Origin of the sequence: Williamsoniiplasma luminosum, from assembly GCF_002803985.1 — a bacterium.
In the GTDB taxonomy this organism is placed as follows: Bacteria; Bacillota_I; Bacilli_A; order Mycoplasmatales; family Mycoplasmataceae; genus Williamsoniiplasma; species Williamsoniiplasma luminosum.
In genome coordinates this window covers 465,188-481,483 of sequence record NZ_CP024963.1, presented here as the reverse complement: position 1 = coordinate 481,483, position 16,296 = coordinate 465,188, and the positions used below count along the sequence as shown (strand labels likewise).

14 protein-coding genes are annotated in these 16,296 nt (G+C 29.9%); 9 read left to right on the top strand and 5 right to left on the bottom strand.

Features of this window, described 5'->3' with window-relative positions; all coding sequences use genetic code 4:
- Positions 1-2,865 (bottom strand): lipoprotein, encoded by a 2,865-nt coding sequence (locus ELUMI_RS02050; RefSeq protein WP_025734147.1) that lies wholly within the window; start codon positions 2,863-2,865, stop codon positions 1-3.
- Positions 2,866-2,963: 98 nt separating this feature from the next.
- Here ELUMI_RS02050 and ELUMI_RS02045 point away from each other — a divergent pair, with 98 nt between their 5' ends.
- From ELUMI_RS02045 to ELUMI_RS02030, 4 genes are read left to right on the top strand one after another with little or no spacing between them, the layout of a single operon-like run.
- Positions 2,964-4,190 (top strand): aminotransferase class V-fold PLP-dependent enzyme, encoded by a 1,227-nt coding sequence (locus tag ELUMI_RS02045; protein WP_025734146.1) that lies wholly within the window; start codon positions 2,964-2,966, stop codon positions 4,188-4,190.
- Positions 4,191-4,197: 7 nt separating this feature from the next.
- On the top strand, positions 4,198-4,641 hold the full coding sequence (gene sufU / locus ELUMI_RS02040) for a Fe-S cluster assembly sulfur transfer protein SufU (protein ID WP_025734145.1): 444 nt from the start codon (positions 4,198-4,200) through the stop codon (positions 4,639-4,641).
- Entirely contained in the window at positions 4,631-5,284 is a 654-nt protein-coding gene (locus ELUMI_RS02035) for a 5-formyltetrahydrofolate cyclo-ligase (RefSeq protein ID WP_025734144.1), read from the top strand. The genes sufU and ELUMI_RS02035 overlap by 11 nt, the downstream gene beginning before the upstream one ends.
- A 53-nt stretch (positions 5,285-5,337) precedes the next feature.
- Entirely contained in the window at positions 5,338-6,621 is a 1,284-nt protein-coding gene (locus tag ELUMI_RS02030; RefSeq protein ID WP_025734143.1) for a glucose-6-phosphate isomerase, read from the top strand.
- Positions 6,622-6,698: 77 nt separating this feature from the next.
- Here the strand turns inward: ELUMI_RS02030 and ELUMI_RS02025 are convergent, their stop codons facing one another.
- The 3 genes from ELUMI_RS02025 to ELUMI_RS02015 all read right to left on the bottom strand — a co-directional run bounded on the left by ELUMI_RS02025 (position 6,699) and on the right by ELUMI_RS02015 (position 10,140).
- Entirely contained in the window at positions 6,699-7,745 is a 1,047-nt protein-coding gene (locus ELUMI_RS02025) for a hypothetical protein (RefSeq protein ID WP_025734142.1), read from the bottom strand.
- A gap of 229 nt (positions 7,746-7,974) precedes the next feature.
- Positions 7,975-8,961 carry a Gfo/Idh/MocA family protein gene (locus tag ELUMI_RS02020; RefSeq protein ID WP_025734141.1) on the bottom strand — a complete coding sequence of 329 codons (987 nt, stop codon included), beginning with the start codon at positions 8,959-8,961 and terminating at the stop codon, positions 7,975-7,977.
- 198 nt (positions 8,962-9,159) lie between these two features.
- Positions 9,160-10,140: a 3'-5' exoribonuclease YhaM family protein gene (locus ELUMI_RS02015; protein WP_025734140.1), complete on the bottom strand. Its 981-nt coding sequence runs from the start codon at positions 10,138-10,140 to the stop codon at positions 9,160-9,162.
- A gap of 86 nt (positions 10,141-10,226) precedes the next feature.
- Between ELUMI_RS02015 and ELUMI_RS02010 the strand changes: the two genes are divergently transcribed.
- The 5 genes from ELUMI_RS02010 (at position 10,227) to ELUMI_RS01990 (ending at position 15,035) form a co-directional block, all read left to right on the top strand.
- On the top strand, positions 10,227-10,928 hold the full coding sequence (locus ELUMI_RS02010) for a type III pantothenate kinase (RefSeq protein ID WP_025734139.1): 702 nt from the start codon (positions 10,227-10,229) through the stop codon (positions 10,926-10,928).
- Between the two features lie 29 nt (positions 10,929-10,957).
- Positions 10,958-11,143 (top strand): hypothetical protein, encoded by a 186-nt coding sequence (locus tag ELUMI_RS02005; protein WP_025734138.1) that lies wholly within the window; start codon positions 10,958-10,960, stop codon positions 11,141-11,143.
- 483 nt (positions 11,144-11,626) lie between these two features.
- The gene (locus ELUMI_RS02000; RefSeq protein ID WP_025734137.1) at positions 11,627-12,817 is read left to right on the top strand and encodes a MalY/PatB family protein; all 1,191 of its coding nucleotides are present in this window, start codon (positions 11,627-11,629) and stop codon (positions 12,815-12,817) included.
- A gap of 118 nt (positions 12,818-12,935) precedes the next feature.
- Positions 12,936-14,609 (top strand): APC family permease, encoded by a 1,674-nt coding sequence (locus ELUMI_RS01995; protein WP_025734136.1) that lies wholly within the window; start codon positions 12,936-12,938, stop codon positions 14,607-14,609.
- A gap of 51 nt (positions 14,610-14,660) precedes the next feature.
- Positions 14,661-15,035, top strand: a complete 375-nt coding sequence (locus tag ELUMI_RS01990; RefSeq protein ID WP_025734135.1) for a RidA family protein — start codon at positions 14,661-14,663, stop codon at positions 15,033-15,035.
- A 78-nt stretch (positions 15,036-15,113) separates the two neighbouring features.
- Here the strand turns inward: ELUMI_RS01990 and ELUMI_RS01985 are convergent, their stop codons facing one another.
- Entirely contained in the window at positions 15,114-16,226 is a 1,113-nt protein-coding gene (locus tag ELUMI_RS01985; RefSeq protein WP_100618568.1) for a formate/nitrite transporter family protein, read from the bottom strand.
- Between the last annotated feature and the right edge of the window lie 70 nt (positions 16,227-16,296).

Here is a 16,296-nt window from a genome sequence, read left to right as displayed (position 1 = left end):
TTAATTAACTCCTTTTCTATTTTGACTAGGCAAAACAATATTTTTAACATTATCAAAATTAAAACGTGTTGCTTGTAATGACCCATTTGTAGTTGTAGTTGTAAAAGGGTCAAATAATTTCGAACTAGGAATTGTAGATCATGTTTTTTCTCCATCTGTCAATTTAGCTTTTGGGGCATTTTTTTTGTCAGTAGGATTAGTCATTGCATTGAAAACATTATCAATATCTTGATCTCATTTTTGCTTACCTGTATTATATGCATTTGTTGAATTAGTTGTAGGTAATTCATCAAGTTTTTTAAGTAACTGCGTTAAATCTTTTTTAGTTTGTTTACTAATATTATCATCGCCAAATTTGAACATTGCTTGCATTAAGTCCTTATGGGTTTTCCCGGTTAACTTTATAATATAATCTCATAATCAAATATTGTTTTTACTCAATTTATTTGCATCTTTATCGTTTTCGGTCATTTCTTTTTTCATTTCTGCAATAACGTTAAAACCATAAAATGATTTAGTTGTATCACTAGTTCCGTTTAAGATTGAATTGTTCACTAAGAATTTTTCATATTGATTAGAAATAGCAGAATTTATCGAAGCATAATCAACTCCAATATCCTTAGCTTTTAAAATATCTTTACGATCTACAAGTTTATCAATAAAATCTGGTGGAGTAACTCCATCTCTTGTTGGATTTGGATTTGATCATATTTGATCAGCATAATCTTGAAAAACCAAACGTCTTAATCCTAATGGTTCATCTTTTAATGAGTTCAAACGTTTTAATTTTGAAACTTCTTCCATGTAAGTTTTTTTATCGACTGTAAATCCAAATGATTTTTGGGCTGTTATTTTATTTTGTTTAAGTAATTCAAAACCATTGATTTTAGTTATGTGTAAACCATCTTTATCAATAAAAGCAATAATTCCTTGCTCAGCATTTAAGACTTGATACACTTTTTTAGCCTCTGCATTAGTTGGGGGTTGTACCCCTTCTCTAGCTACGGTGGTGCTTTCACGACGATTAAGTGATTTAATTAAATTTAATGTTTTGAATAAACTTTGTTTAACTTCGTCTTGAGTGGTTTTATCCCCAATATTGGTAAGTGATTGTTTAATAGCATCAAGTACTGGAGTAGTTATGAATTCATACTCTGTACTCAATTTTTCAGCAATTTTATCAATAGTGGTTTTAGAACCAGTAGGATCTAATGATTCACTTTTGGTAGTTTCAGAAGCCAAAAAATCATAAACAGCATATTTTTGCATACTTGATGAACCAGGGTTATTCATACTAATAAGTGTATCTGGTGCTTTAACTTCAAAATTTGCAGCATCTCATTCTTCTGGCAAGATAGTTTGTGTGGTTTCTTTATTGGTCCAAATATGTCCTTTTTTAGTTGGGTTTGTATTTGCGAAAATTGTATCGAATTTATATAAACTTGAACCTTCGATTTTTTTATTATTATCGTTTGTTGCACCAGCTTTTGATTCTGCTCCCAATACATAGTTTTCTAAAAAGTTTACTAATCCATAATATTGTTGTCAATTTTTAGCATCTGGAGTTGTTGAATTTAAGAATGCAGGACCATTAATATTTTTTGTCAAATCACCATTGGTTGATTTGAAAACAACTTCACTAACAGAAATTGGTTTTTCATTTTTAAAATAAGTATCCATTAAATATCTTTGTGAATTAGTTAATAATCCATATACTTCATTATCAGAATCGGTTTTGATATCACTTGGATCTAAATTAGGGTATTCAGAAACTAAGTCAAAATACGAAGAATTACTATTTAATTGTCTACCTTGGCTACTCATATAAGTTCAATGTTCATGGACACCTGTTCCACGTCCTTGACCAAAATCTTCATCAGTTATTTCAGAAACTTTTTTATCAGCAAATTTTGTTCCAAATAATCTATTCTTTAGATCTTTAGCAAGTTCTTGAGTAATTATAGTACCTGGGTTTGCTGGAGTACCCGGGGTTCCTTCTATTGCTGGAATATCTTTTGTTGCTCATTCAACATTATTTAAAGATCAAGAAGTTTTTTCTTTTTCTGTTCCTGTTGTAATTGGTTTAACCCCACCAGTCATATTGATTAGATTTAAAGCAATATTTTTTTTATCTTCTGTCGCTTTTACAAGTTCGGCTGCTAAGTCACTAACTTTTATTCCACCAAATGCGCTTCTAAATTTACCTCATTCAGTTTGAATAGCATTTGGACTATTTTGATTCATAATAACATTTTTAGAATTTCCATCAATCAATTTTTTAGTTAACATCCCATATGCACTATATTCAGAATTTGTTAAGCGTTCATTATTTTTTCAAGCTTTAACTAATGTGTCATAGTCATTTTTCACTCAAGGAAATTGTTTGTGTAATTCTTTTTTTAAAACGTCTTTGTATTTTTTTTCACCATTATCTTCTTTTGATTTGTCTGCTTTTTGTCTTCAAGCTTGTTCAACTTTTCCATTGACTGTGGTGTTGTCAACTTCTCCTGGTTTTCCTCAAAGTTTTGTTAATTGCGCACGTAAATCTTCTAAAGCATATTGATTTGATGTTTTAGTTGGAACAATATCTTTTAAAATATCCTTATCTTTATCAGCCGGTGGATTCATAATTGCAACTCCAAAAAATTGAAAGAATTCCTTCATTTTAGCAATATTATTCAATCCAATTGAGTTTTCTCGCACTCAATTCAATAATGTTTCAGAAGTAATATTTAAATCTCCTGTATCATCAATAAATTTCGATCCTGTTGATTCATCTTCATCTTTGTTTGTACAAGCAACAACAGTTAAACCTGTTGTGGCCACCATACCCAATCCTCCTAAGATAGTTAACAATTTTTTCATTCATGTCCTCCAAAAAATACAATATAAGTTATTATAAACAATTTATTGATTTATAACTACTAAAAAATATATAATTTCACTAGAAAGGCAGATAAAAAATGCTTGATAAAAAAAACTTTCCTGTCTTAAGAAACAATCCTCGTTTAATTTATTTAGATAGTGCTTCAACAACTTTAAAACCAGATTTAGTGATTGCAGCAGAGGCTGAGTTTTTAACTAAAAATGGGGCCAATCCACATACGGATGCTTTTGAAAATGCCCTTTTAGCGAGTGAAATGATTGAAAGCACAAGAAAAACCATCGCCAATTTTATTGGCGTGGAAAATGTGCAAGAAATTGTTTTTACAACTGGGGCCACCATGTCGATTAATCAAATTACGCATGGTTTAAAGCATTTAATCCAACCAGGGGACGAAATTTTAGTCACTGATTTAGAACATGCTGCGAATTTACTTCCATGAATCGTTTTAGCCAAAGAAACTGGGGCTCTAATTAAAACTTTAAGTTTAAACCCCCAAACAATGGGAATTGATCTTTTTAAGTTAAAAAGATCAATTACTGACAAAACTAAAATTGTGACTTTTGCTCATGCCACTAATACCATTGGTTATTTAAATGATGTTGGTTTAATTTCTTTAGAAATTAAACAAATTAATCCAAATGTCATTATTTGTGTTGATGCTGCTCAATCAATTGGGCATACCGAAGTCAAAATTGACCAATGAGCGATTGATTTTTTAGCATTTTCAGCCCATAAAATTTATGGTCCATTTGGAATTGGGGTTTTATGAGGAAAAATGAAGTTATTAAAACAAATGCCACCTTTAATTTATGGTGGAGGGATGAGTAGTTATATCGCTGAAGATTATTCAGGATATGAATTAACTGCTGTGCCACATAAATTTGAAGCAGGCACACCAAATTTAAGTGCCATTCAAAGTTTTCAAAAAGCGGTCCAATGAGTGAGTGAAATTGGGATGAACAAGATTCAAACCTATGAACAAGAATTAAAAACTTATGCTATTGCCCAAATTAACAAGCTGAATTTAGCAAAAAAAATCACTTTTTATAATTTAAATAATCATGCACCAATCTTAACTTTTAATGTTAATGGATGAAATGCTCAGGATGTGGCTAATTATCTTGATGTCAAGCACAATATTGCTGTGCGAACTGGGGAGCATTGTGCGAGATTAACTGGGAAAATGTTTGCCAAAAATTCTATTCGTGCCAGTTTTGGAATTTACACAACAAAAAGTGATATTGATCTTTTGTTAAATGCTTTAACAAAAGAAGACGAATTTTTAGATGTCTTTTTTACATAGGAGGGTTATGAAACAATATACAGAACAAGAAATGCGAAAAATTATTGTTGAACGTTATTCAAAACCACAAAATTTTTCCGAACAAAAACCAAATCTATACATCGAAGCAAAATTAAAATTAGACACCTGTTCTGATCAATTAAATTTGTTCATTAAAACTGCTAATAATTTAATTATTGATGTTAAATTTAATGGCACAGGATGCGCGATTGCCACAGCTAGTGCTGATATTTTATGTGAGATGATGAAAAATCAAAGCTTTGAAAAAGCTGGTGAACTTTTAAATGAATACACCCATTTAATTGAACATGACCAAGAAGTTGATACAAATCTTTTAAATGATTTAATCGTCTTTCAAAATGTGCACAAACAACGTGCGAGAAAAAAATGTGCCACATTATTTAGTAATGGAATATTTGCAATCATTAAAGGAGAAAACAATGAAAAATAATAAAACGCAATTGCGTGAAAGTTACTTGCAAATTCGAAATATGCTGTCTGATGAATTCGTCCAATTTGCCAATCAAAATTTAACCAGAAAAGTCATTTGATTTATTAATAAATATCAATTGAAAAAGATTGGAATTTATTTAGGAACCCAAAATGAAGTTGATACCAAGGAAATTATTCAATTTTGTTTACTAAACAAAATTGAGGTTTATGTGCCAAAATCGGAATTAGATAGTAATCAAATGCAGTTTAAAAGAATTAAAAATTTGACAACTGACCTTCTGAAAAATGAAAAATGAGACATCCTCGAACCACTGGCAAATAAACCAGATTTAGTCGATTCAAATGATTTAGACGTCTTATTTATGCCACTTGTGGTTTTTGACAAAGACTTGAACAGAATTGGGATGGGCAAGGGTTATTATGATCGTTGAATTAAAGAACATGATTTTCATAAATACAAAATCGGGTTAGCTCAATCAAGTCAATTTACAAATAAAATTATTGACACCAATGAACATGATGTGAAATTGAATTTTGTGATTAGTGAAAAACAAATTCATATTCCGTTACAAGAAACAGAAGAGTTAGACGAAACTTTAGATGTCACTTATTGAAGATTAAATGAAGATGAATTAGATTAACGGTTGAAAAGTGCCGAGCGCAAGCATAAAATTAAAAATGAAATGGAGTTACAATGATTAAAGTAAATTTAGAATATACAGGCTTAAATGATCTATCACAAGAAGTAAAAGATAGTGAAATTATTAAAGTTGATGCAATGATTAGAAATAGAACTGGGGCTGGGGCTGATTTTTTAGGATGAGTTGATTGACCAGTTAATTTTGATTCAACTGAATACAAAGCAATGAAAAAAGTGGCGAAAAATCTTCGCTCAAAAATCGATACATTAATCGTGATTGGAATTGGGGGTTCTTATTTAGGAACCCGTGCTGCTGATGAAATGATTCGTGGATTAAATCACAGTGATAAAGTGGAAGTCATTTATGCTGGGCATACAATGAGTTCAAGTTATACTGACCAATTAACAAAATATTTAAAAAATAAACATTTTGGAATTGCTGTTGTTTCTAAATCAGGAACAACAACTGAACCAGGAATTGCTTTTCGAATTTTAGAAGGTCAATTAGTGCAACAAGTTGGGGCTGAAGCTGCCAAAGAATTGATTGTGGCAATTACTGATAAATCAAAAGGAGCTTTAAAAGCTTTAGCAGATCAAAAAGGATATCAAACATTTGAGATTCCTGATGATATTGGTGGACGTTTTTCAGTTCTAACACCTGTCGGAATTTTCCCGTTGTTAGTGGCTGGGGTGAATACTGACAACATCTTTGATGGAGCAAAAAAAGCAAGAAAACAATTATCAAAACATGATCTTGCTAATTCAGCATACCAGTATGCAGCAGCACGTTATGTTTTAAATACTAAGTATGGTTACAAAACAGAAGCATTAGTTTCATATGAATCACAAATGCAATTATTAACTGAATGATGAAAACAATTATTTGGTGAATCAGAAGGAAAAGACGGTAAAGGATTATTACCAACATCAATGGTTTTTTCAACAGACTTGCACTCATTAGGACAATGAGTGCAAGAAGGAACAAGAAACGTGATGTTTGAAACAGTCATTCGTGTTAAAAAACCACTTGCAAATGTTAAAGTTCCAAAAAATAAAGATAACTTAGATGAATTAAATTATTTAACAAGTAAAACATTACATGAAATTAATTCAACAGCCATTGAAGGAGTTTTAGATGCTCACTTTAATGTTGGTAAAATGCCAAATATCGTTTTAGAATTTGACAAGATGGATGATGAAATGTTCGGATATTTAGTTTACTGATTTGAAATGGCAGTTGCAATGAGTGCTTATTTATTAGAAGTCAATCCTTTCAACCAACCTGGAGTTGATATTTATAAAAAGAATATGTTTAAACTTTTAGGAAAACCTGAATAAACAATAAAAAATGAAGCTTATAAGCATTTACTTATAAGCTTCATTTTTTTCTTTTTTAAAGATTAGTGCGAATTTTATTAAGCATTAATTTTTATTACAACAGTCTTCATGTAGACAATAAGTTCTTTTTTAGTCATATTACGAAGATTTGCATCTTTTAATTTAATGTCTAATTCTTTGGCTTGTTCACGTAAAGATGATGCATGTTTTTGTAATTCACTTCGTGGTTCAGATATCGCATCTGATCCATCGATTTTAGTTCTTTCTTGAATTGACATTTGGGCTTTTTTAGCTTTTGCTTCTTCACGAGCTTTGATCATTTTTTCTTGTTCAGCTTTTTCGTTAGTTGCTGCCAATGCTTTTTCATGTGCTTCACGTTCTAACTTGTCTGCTTCTTCATGTTTTTTTAATTCAGCAGCATATTTTTCAATTAAATCTTTAGTTAAAATATGTGCATTATTATTTGATTCTTTTGCTGGTTTTAGGTTTGTTGATTTGACAACTTTTTTGACAGTCGATTTTTTCACTTCAGCTTTTAGTTGCTTTGGTTTTTCAGTTTTTTCAACTTTTTTTGCAGTTGGTTTTTTAACTTCGGTTTTTGGTTGTGTTGGTTTTGGTTTTTCAGTTGTTGGTTGTTCTTTGATAACCTCATCATTTTTATTATCAGATTTTGGTTCAACCGGATTAGGTTTAATTTCAATTTCAACTTTTGGTTGACATTGACCAGTGCTGGTTGGAGCACATAGAATCATAATTCCGCCAATAATTCCTAAAATTCCACCAAATATAATTGCTAAAACGGCGATTAAAACTTTCTTATCAGTCGCTTTATTTTTGATACTTTGACTTGCAAAAATCAAATTAATAATATTCGGAATTAAAACTATCATATAGAAAATAAATGAAATTTTCTTCACAAGAGCCATTTCCGGATTTGTTGTTGTAATCAATTCAAAGTCACCTGTTTGTGCGCTATTCATAAAACTAGCGTAAAGACCAACATTGGCCAATGAAAAGAAAAACATAACACTTGCCACAACAGCCATCGCCAATGTGATAGCAGCACCAACGATGATTAGTATAATTCCCGTCCTATAGTTTCCCTCAAATTTTGTTTGTTGCATTTTCTCTCCTTGCTTTCAAATAAATATTATAGGATTCTAAATAAAATAAAATAAATTTTTTGCTTTTCTAAAAATTAAACATCATTAGCAGGAGTGCAAATTTTATTGTAATGACTTTTTGCATTGATGTTCTCTTTTTTGATGTGGTTATGATAATGTTTTAAAAACTGATTTATCATACAGATAAATCAGTAAAAAATTTAAATAAAAAAAGACAAATAAATTGTCTTTAGTAATCAATTTCGTTGTCAATACTTTCAAGTACTTTGATGGTTTTTTTTGTCAACTCTAAGAATTTATCTCTTTGTGCAAAATCATTGTTTTGAATTAAATCAACAAAAACTTGAGTTTCATAAATCATGCTATTAATGCTTTGGTCGTTGGTAAAGATTTCTTCTACTGTCGATTTATATTTTTGATCTCATTTACAAATAGCAATTTTTTTCAAACTGTTTGGATTGTCAAAAATTAAATTCACTCGATCTTCAGTCGCTAATTCATTATTAATTCCTGAAAAAGACATTTTAGAATTATTAATTGTGGTCAAAATTCCATTTTCATGTTCTAATAAAACATTATTAATGATTGAAACACCATTTGGCAATTTTCTCTTCATTGATTTAACATGTTTAATATCACCTAATAAATCAATTGCGAATTGAACTGGATAAACTAACATATCATATGTTGTTCCACGTCCAAGATTGGGTTCAAAACTAGATGGGTTTTGACCACTTTTTAATTCTGGCATAAATCTTGAATAACTTGATTGAGTCAAATTAACTGTCACAATATCATATTGATTTTTAAAGTCTTTTAATAATTGATATTGGGGATAATGGATGGGTTTAAATGCTTCCATTAAAATTAAATTTTTTGCTTTGGCAATTTTCATCAATTCTTCAAATTCTTGAACTTTAAAAGTTGCTGTTTTTTCAACAAAAACGTGTTTGTTGTTTTCTAACAAATATTTAGCAATTTCATAATGGGTTCCGTTAGGCGTCCCAATATAAACACAATCAACAAAAGCAATTAATTCTTTTCAATCCTCAACAATTTTTGTGTTTTCACTTAAATTAGCTCTTTCGATCAATTGCCTTGCTGTTTGTTCTTTTCGCGAACTAACAGCAGTTACTTCTAAATTTTCAATTTGTTTTGCTGCATGAATAAACATATCAGCAATATATGATGTTCCAATAGTTCCTATTTTTATCACAATTAGACCTCGTTCTATACTTTCAATTGTAATCCTTAATTATCAGTTTTTATTTCATAATTAAAAAATATTTATCCTAAACATGATTTTTTCGTAATTTTTTTCTTGTTTTTCTAAAAATAAGAAAAAAAATCAATCTCTAATTCAACTTTTTAAAGCTGAATTAGAGATTGATAAGGTTACTTTTTAAAAACTCAATTATTTTTTATGTTTTAAAAACATTTTACCTTCTTCGCTTGGCAAACGATTGGTTCAGCTATCTAAATCTACTTTACCAATTTCATCATTAATGCGATAAATTCTGGCATCTAAACTATCAAAGGTTGATAGAATTACAGCTTCAATAATCACTGGTTCAGTTGGTGAACCATATTCATTTTTACCATGACTTGCAAGCACCATGTGTTGGAGTAATGTGACATATTTATTTGTTAAATTATTTTCTAAATCAAGATAATTTAAATCTTTGGCAACTTGGGCAATCTCAGCATTTCCAATTGAAATATGTCCAATTAATTTTCCTTCTAAAGAATAATCGCTGCCATTAACATCAAGTAATTCAATGATTTTTCCAATATCATGCAAAATTGAACCAGCGATTAATAACTCTCAATCAATATTGGCATATGTATAAAAAGGTTTAATTGCTAAAGCATTTTTCACTAAAGTATAACTATGTCAAAATAATCCTGATTCCACATTATGATGAATATTCATCGCAGCTGGATAAGTTTTAAATTCATGTTCATATTTTTTGATTAAAGCCAAAGTAATATTTTTATATACTTCATTTTCAAGTGAATTTAAAATCTTCATTAAATCGAGAAAATCTTTTTCAATATCAATTGGGGCAATAATCACAAATTCTTTCACATCAATCCCAAGTTTTAATAAATCTTCTTGTTCTAAAATGTTATAACCATTAATTTTGGCTTGTAATTGACCTCTAAATTCTGATGTTGTGGCATCAATTAGTTCAATAATATTATTTGGTTTAATCTTGGTTTTGTCAGCTTCAGTGACAATTCACTTTCTTGCCTCTAGTCTTCCTGTGTTATCAACTAAGTGAACGATCATGTAATTTTGACCATTAGCCCCAGTTAAAACATTAACTTTTTCAATTCTCGCGATTAAATTAACGTTTTTATTGTCCGCTGTTATTTCTTTTATTTTTTGCATTTCTTGTCTCCATTATTTTAATTTTATCTTTTTTATTCTCTTGATTACAATAACAAGTAAAATATATTCATAGAAACAGGTAAAAAATGAAAACATTATTAATTGATGCTGGTAATACAACTGTTGATTTTCGCGTTTATAACGCCGAAAATAAAACCTTGACCAAAAAACATCGCTTTTACACATACACAAATGAATGAAAGGATCCAAGTTTATTTAACGACTCTGAATATGATCAGATTATCTTTGCCAGTGTCGTGCCCGATTTTACAAGTTATGTAAATGAGTTAAATCTTCATGCAATTGATTTAAAAGATACTAAACATTGAAGTCCTGAAGCAGTTGGGATTGACAATGTTGAAGAATTGGGAGCAGATTTTATTGCTAATTTACATGCAATTAGACAACCAAATACAATTATTGTAAGCCTTGGGACAACAACCACTTTTATGAAAGTGACTAACTATAAATTTGATGGTGTGATCATTGCTCCTGGAATTAGAAACAGTTTAAAAACAATGATTAGATCTGCTGCCCAATTAAAAAATAGCAAATTTGAATGAAGTGATAAAAAAATTGGTTTCAATACGCTAACAGCAATTAATATTGGTGCTATTAATGGCCATTTTGAAATGATTAAAGGTTTGATTCGTCAATTAGAAATTGATGAATCATACAAAGTGATTGTGACTGGTGGAAATGCTAATTTAATTAAACAAGGGATCACAAACGAAAATTGAATTTACAATGAAAAATTAATTTTTGATGGCATGATCAAAATGTTATAATCCATAAAACAATTTAAAAAAGGAACTATATGATTTGTATAAAAAAAGATTGCAATAACCAAGCAAGTGCAAAAGTTTGCGAAGATGTTTTAGATGTGAATTCTTCTGAAAATAAATGAGTAACAGAAGAACCGACTTATAAAAAGGTTTCATTATATTATTGCAAAAAACATTTCCAAGAAGTAATTGATGTTTTAACAACTAGCAAAAATTAATATTTTTGAATATCAATTGATGTATAATAGATTTAGTTAAAGTTATCTTTAGCAATTAAGTATGGGGACATGTGTCACGCTAAAAAAGAACTTCGGTTCTTTTTTTGGTTTTACGTAACATTTCACCACCATCGTTTTTATAAATATTGATTATGACTTTTTTTGAATTTCTATTGCTTTTTTTGCTCAAAAATTCAATTTTTTGTTATTTTTATGGCAAAAAAAGCAAAAAACCTGAGAAAGTTTCTGACCCTAAATGTATTAATAATGTTTTAGGAATAAAATCAAAGTGTCTAGAAAACATTATTAACACTAAAAATACTTTTTTTGCTTTAGTTTGATTAATTTCATCAAGAAATTAAACAACTAACAAAAACAATCAGACTTAAAAAAACTAGACATTTTTTATAAGGTACACTGAAAAAATTACTTTTCAACAACTAAGAGCCTAAGCATTTTTAGAAGTTAAACGGGAGGAAAAGTATGGACAAAATATTTGATAAAAAAATCGACAGGAGCAAAAACGAGGAGAAGAAATGATCTGTGGAATACTTAAAAACAGTTTTTCCAGTTGATTATTCTAAAAAAGTGCACAATTTATCAATTGCTGACATTGATTTTGAAACACCAGAATCAATTGTCAAAGCAATCGCAGAACGTGCAAATAAAAAAACTTATAGCTATGGTTATGTGCAAAATGCAGCGATTGACGCGATCTATGATTGATATAAAAAATTACACAATATCACTATAGAAAAAGACATGATTAAAATTGTTGATGGAATTATTAATTCAATGATGGAAATCATTAAGGTATATGCCAAAGTTGGGGAAAGTGTTTTAATCCAAACCCCAGTTTATAAACCTTTTCAAGAAGTTGTTGAAAATACTCAACGTAAATTAATTGTCAACAAATTAATTTACAAAAATAATCAATATGAAATTGATTTTGATGATTTCGAAAAACAAATCGCCTTGAATGATGTCAAAATCTTTATTTGATGCAATCCCCATAATCCAGGTGGAAGAGTTTGACATGATGACGAAGTCATCAAAATTATTGAAATTTGCAATAAATATAATGTTTTAATTTTATCTGATGAAGTGCATGGGGATTTAGTTTTAAAAGGTGAACATAATTCAATTTTAAAATGAAGAGATAAAGCTAAAAACTTTGTTGTCGTCAATTCTCCCAACAAAGGTTTCAATCTTGCTGGATTATATGGCTCATATATGATTTTTTCTAATCAAAAAATCTTAGATCAAGTGATGGAAATGTATAAACACAATCGAGTAATGACCCCAAACGTCTTCTTTCAACCAGCCATGATTGCAGCTTACACTAATCAAGATGCATTTGATTGATTGAAAGCGATGAAGAATTATGTTTATGATAACTATCTATTGATTAAAAGTGAGTTAAGCAAAATTAGTTGCTTACATCCAATGAACATGGACGCTTCATATATTATTTGAGTTAAAATTAGTGCCAATCTTGATTGAGTCGAACTGAAAAAAATCTTCTTTAAACATGGGGTGATTGTCAATTTTTCTGATGCTTTTGCATATGCAGAACCTGGTTGATTTAGAATTAATATCGGTCTATCTAGACCTGAATTAATCAAAGCAATTGATGAAATCAAAGCTATTTTTAAAGAATTAAATCTTTACTAAAAATTACAAAGTTACAAAAATTAACTTTGTAATTTTATTTTTGAGGATCCAAATTTGCTGAAAAAACAAATTTGGATCAACATTAAAAAATCAAAATATGAAAGGATTTTTAAATTTTATGGACAAAAAAGAAAAAATTAAAAATATGCTTATGTTCAAACGCAAGCCAGATTCTGGTGAAGAAAAAATTGGTTTAAAACAAATGATTTGGTTGGGATTTGATTACACTGTCTCAATGAGTTTTGTTTTAATCTTAACTAATGCTTTTAGCGGGGAAAAAGGAGTGGGTTACCATCTCTTTTGAATCATCCTTTTAGGAGCATTTGTCGCCGGGATTGCTGGGATGGCGTTTGCTAAATGTGCAAATATATTTTCCTCTAAAAGTGGAGGACCATTTGAATACTCAAGAAGAACATTTGGTCATTTCGGGGGATGAATGATTGGAATTTATCAATATATTTTACTGCCGATTTCTGCTAGTGCAAACCTTTTAGTTTTACTATCAATCGCGTTAGAAGGTTTGTATTCGACCACAATGTGAGGCACTGTTGAACAAACACAGTTATACTTGAATTTAATTTCAATTGGAATTTATGTTGTGATTGCTTTAACTGTTTTATTAGGAACTAAAATTTTTAAATTAGCAACCAATGTCACAAGTATTGTTAAATGAGCTGTGATGGTGATGGTTTATATTGGAGCAATCATCATCATGGCAAGAACTAGTGGAGGAAAATTTAACGAAGCACAAAATGCTGGAAGCTTAACATTGGGCAATTTCAACACAGCTTTCACCGCCTTCTTTTATGCTTTTACTGGTTTTGAAACATTTTCAACAATTGGGGAAAATGTTAAAAATCCGAAAAAAACAATCCCCAAAACCATCATGATTGTTTTGGGGATTGCGGTAGTATTTTATATGGTGGGACTAGTCTTTTTCATCGGAGCACTTGGAAGTGTCTTTCCTAAAAACCCCAATAATGAAATCATCCAAATGGTGATGGGAACTGGAGCATTAGTTTTTGTTGGCATCTCTTTGATTGCCCAAAACTTAAACAACTTTATGCAAGGAACTTATTATAGTGGTGGAGCACTTCAACCATTAGCTCAACACAAAATGATTTCTGCCAAACTGGCAGCCAAAGACAAAACTGGTTTAGCGATTCGTGCGATTTTTATCAATATTATTTTTACGGTTTTATTCGCGACAATCTGGTTGGTATTGCCATTTATTTTAAAAGATAACTCTGTGGATTTTGCCACAATTGTTGGTTTTAAATCAGTTGTCCTGTTCATTATTTATGGAACCGTGATTGTGATTGCTTTATGGCTAAGCATTAAAAAGAAAACTAAAACTAATCTTGTGTTAATGGTACTTTGAGTTTTTGGTTTAGTTTTCTTTATCTATCAAAGTGTCGTTTATTTCGTTGATTGAGATGCTCATAAATGACAAACTTTAACTTTTATTGTTGTTACTGCTTTAGCAATTGGCTGGTACTTTGTTGGAATTTATCCCAAATACAAAAAACGAATAGCGAGTGGTGAACTCAAAAAGGAAAGTATTAACGATCTACCAAATTGATTAGATTCAGAAGAGTTTTTGGAACTATCAACATTGAAAGCTAAGCAACTTGAAATGAAAATGCGTAGTTTAAAAGATGGAAGTGATGGTATTTCTACTCCGAGATTAATTCTTCAAAACAAAGTTAAAAATAAATACAAAAAAGCTGATGTGAAATTAGATATTAGTGCTTGAACTAAAATTGAATTACTAAATAAATTAAATGAATAATCAATAAAATCCAGTTAAAATATTAGAAAATAATTTAGAAGGAAAAAATAAATGAAAAAAATAAACACCGATAAAGCCCCAAAAGCACTTGGTCCATATTCACAAGCGATTTTGACAAATGATCAAACACTATACCTCTCTGGACAGCTTGGAATTGATCCGATTAGTGGAAAATTAGAAAGTGGAATTGAAGCACAAACCAAAAGAGTTTTAAACAATATTAATGCGATTTTAGAAGAAGCAAATTTCAATAAAAATCATGTTGTTAAAACCACAATCTTTTTAAACAGTATGGATGATTTTCAAATTGTAAACAGCATTTATGAACATTATTTTGGCGACCACAAACCAGCTAGAAGTACCATTCAAGTTGCAAAATTACCAAAAAATGGTTTAGTTGAAATTGAAGTAATTGCTAAAAATTAACATCTAATATTTATATTAGAAAACGCAACATTTAGGTTAAACCTAAATGTTGCGTTTTTGAATTTTAAATTTAAATAATTATTTTTTTCTCTTTTTATAAGGACGTTTATATCAAGGTGTATATTGATCGTCGTGAAGTTTTTCACTTAACAGATTTGGATTTTGACGCACTGCCAAAACTTCACGTAAGAATCTTAATCTTGCTTCTTTTAATAAAAGTTTGTCATAATCCATATTAAACAATCCCATAAAAGTACCAATAATTAACGCTCCAACAAAGTTTCCTAAAACCGCTGGAATGATATTTAAAGAAAGATACAACCAAGCTGAATTTACATTGAACAAATAATCATGTCCTGGACTAGTTTGAATATTACCAGCCACATTTGGATCAATTGCTAAGATGATTAAAACTCAAGCACCATATCAATTAGCAACACAATGTTGATAACCTCCAATGGCAAAAAAGAATAAAACCACAATATACATAATCATTGTAGCAACTGTATTTCCTTTAGTTGATTTAGCTCCTTGGGTCGCTAAACAAATTAAGAAATTACATAAAATCCCACTAAAAAAGACTCATGAAATGGTTTGTCAAACATCTCCATTGGTAAATGTTTGACCAGTTTTAATTGCTGTTCCAACACTGTAAAGTTTACCTAAACCAAATGATTCATAAGCATAAATCAACAGTTTATCATTCCCATTAAAAGCCCCAGATAAGAACAAAATCCCTAAAAAGATTCCGATTCCAGCAATATTTCCAAGATAAACTAGACCACACGCTTTTAAGAAAATCGATCACTTTTCAACTCTTCGAAACATTGTGCGGTTATATCACATGTGAGCAGTGACAAAACCACCACCCAAAAAGGCAATTAATAAAATCACTCCCGAAAATAAAAGACCTGTTAATAATTTCACAACCGAAGCATTTTCCATTTTGTATGTTGCATACAAAATGGCAGTATAAGCAACCCCAATTCAAATCCCGGCTAACAAACCACCAAAAAATTGTTTGATTGAGCTTAAGCGTAAACCATCAGAAATTACTCTAAAAGTATGGATATATCCATAATTGTGGTATGCCACATCTTTGTTGTATAAAGGTGTGTAATCAACTTTTTCTAATGTATGAATTTCTTCTTGAATTTCATCATTTGTCATTGACCTTGTTAATTTTTTCATTTTTAAAAATTTATTTTGTTCCATTTTTCCATTTATCTTCCGTTTAAATATAACCTTATGATTATAGAGT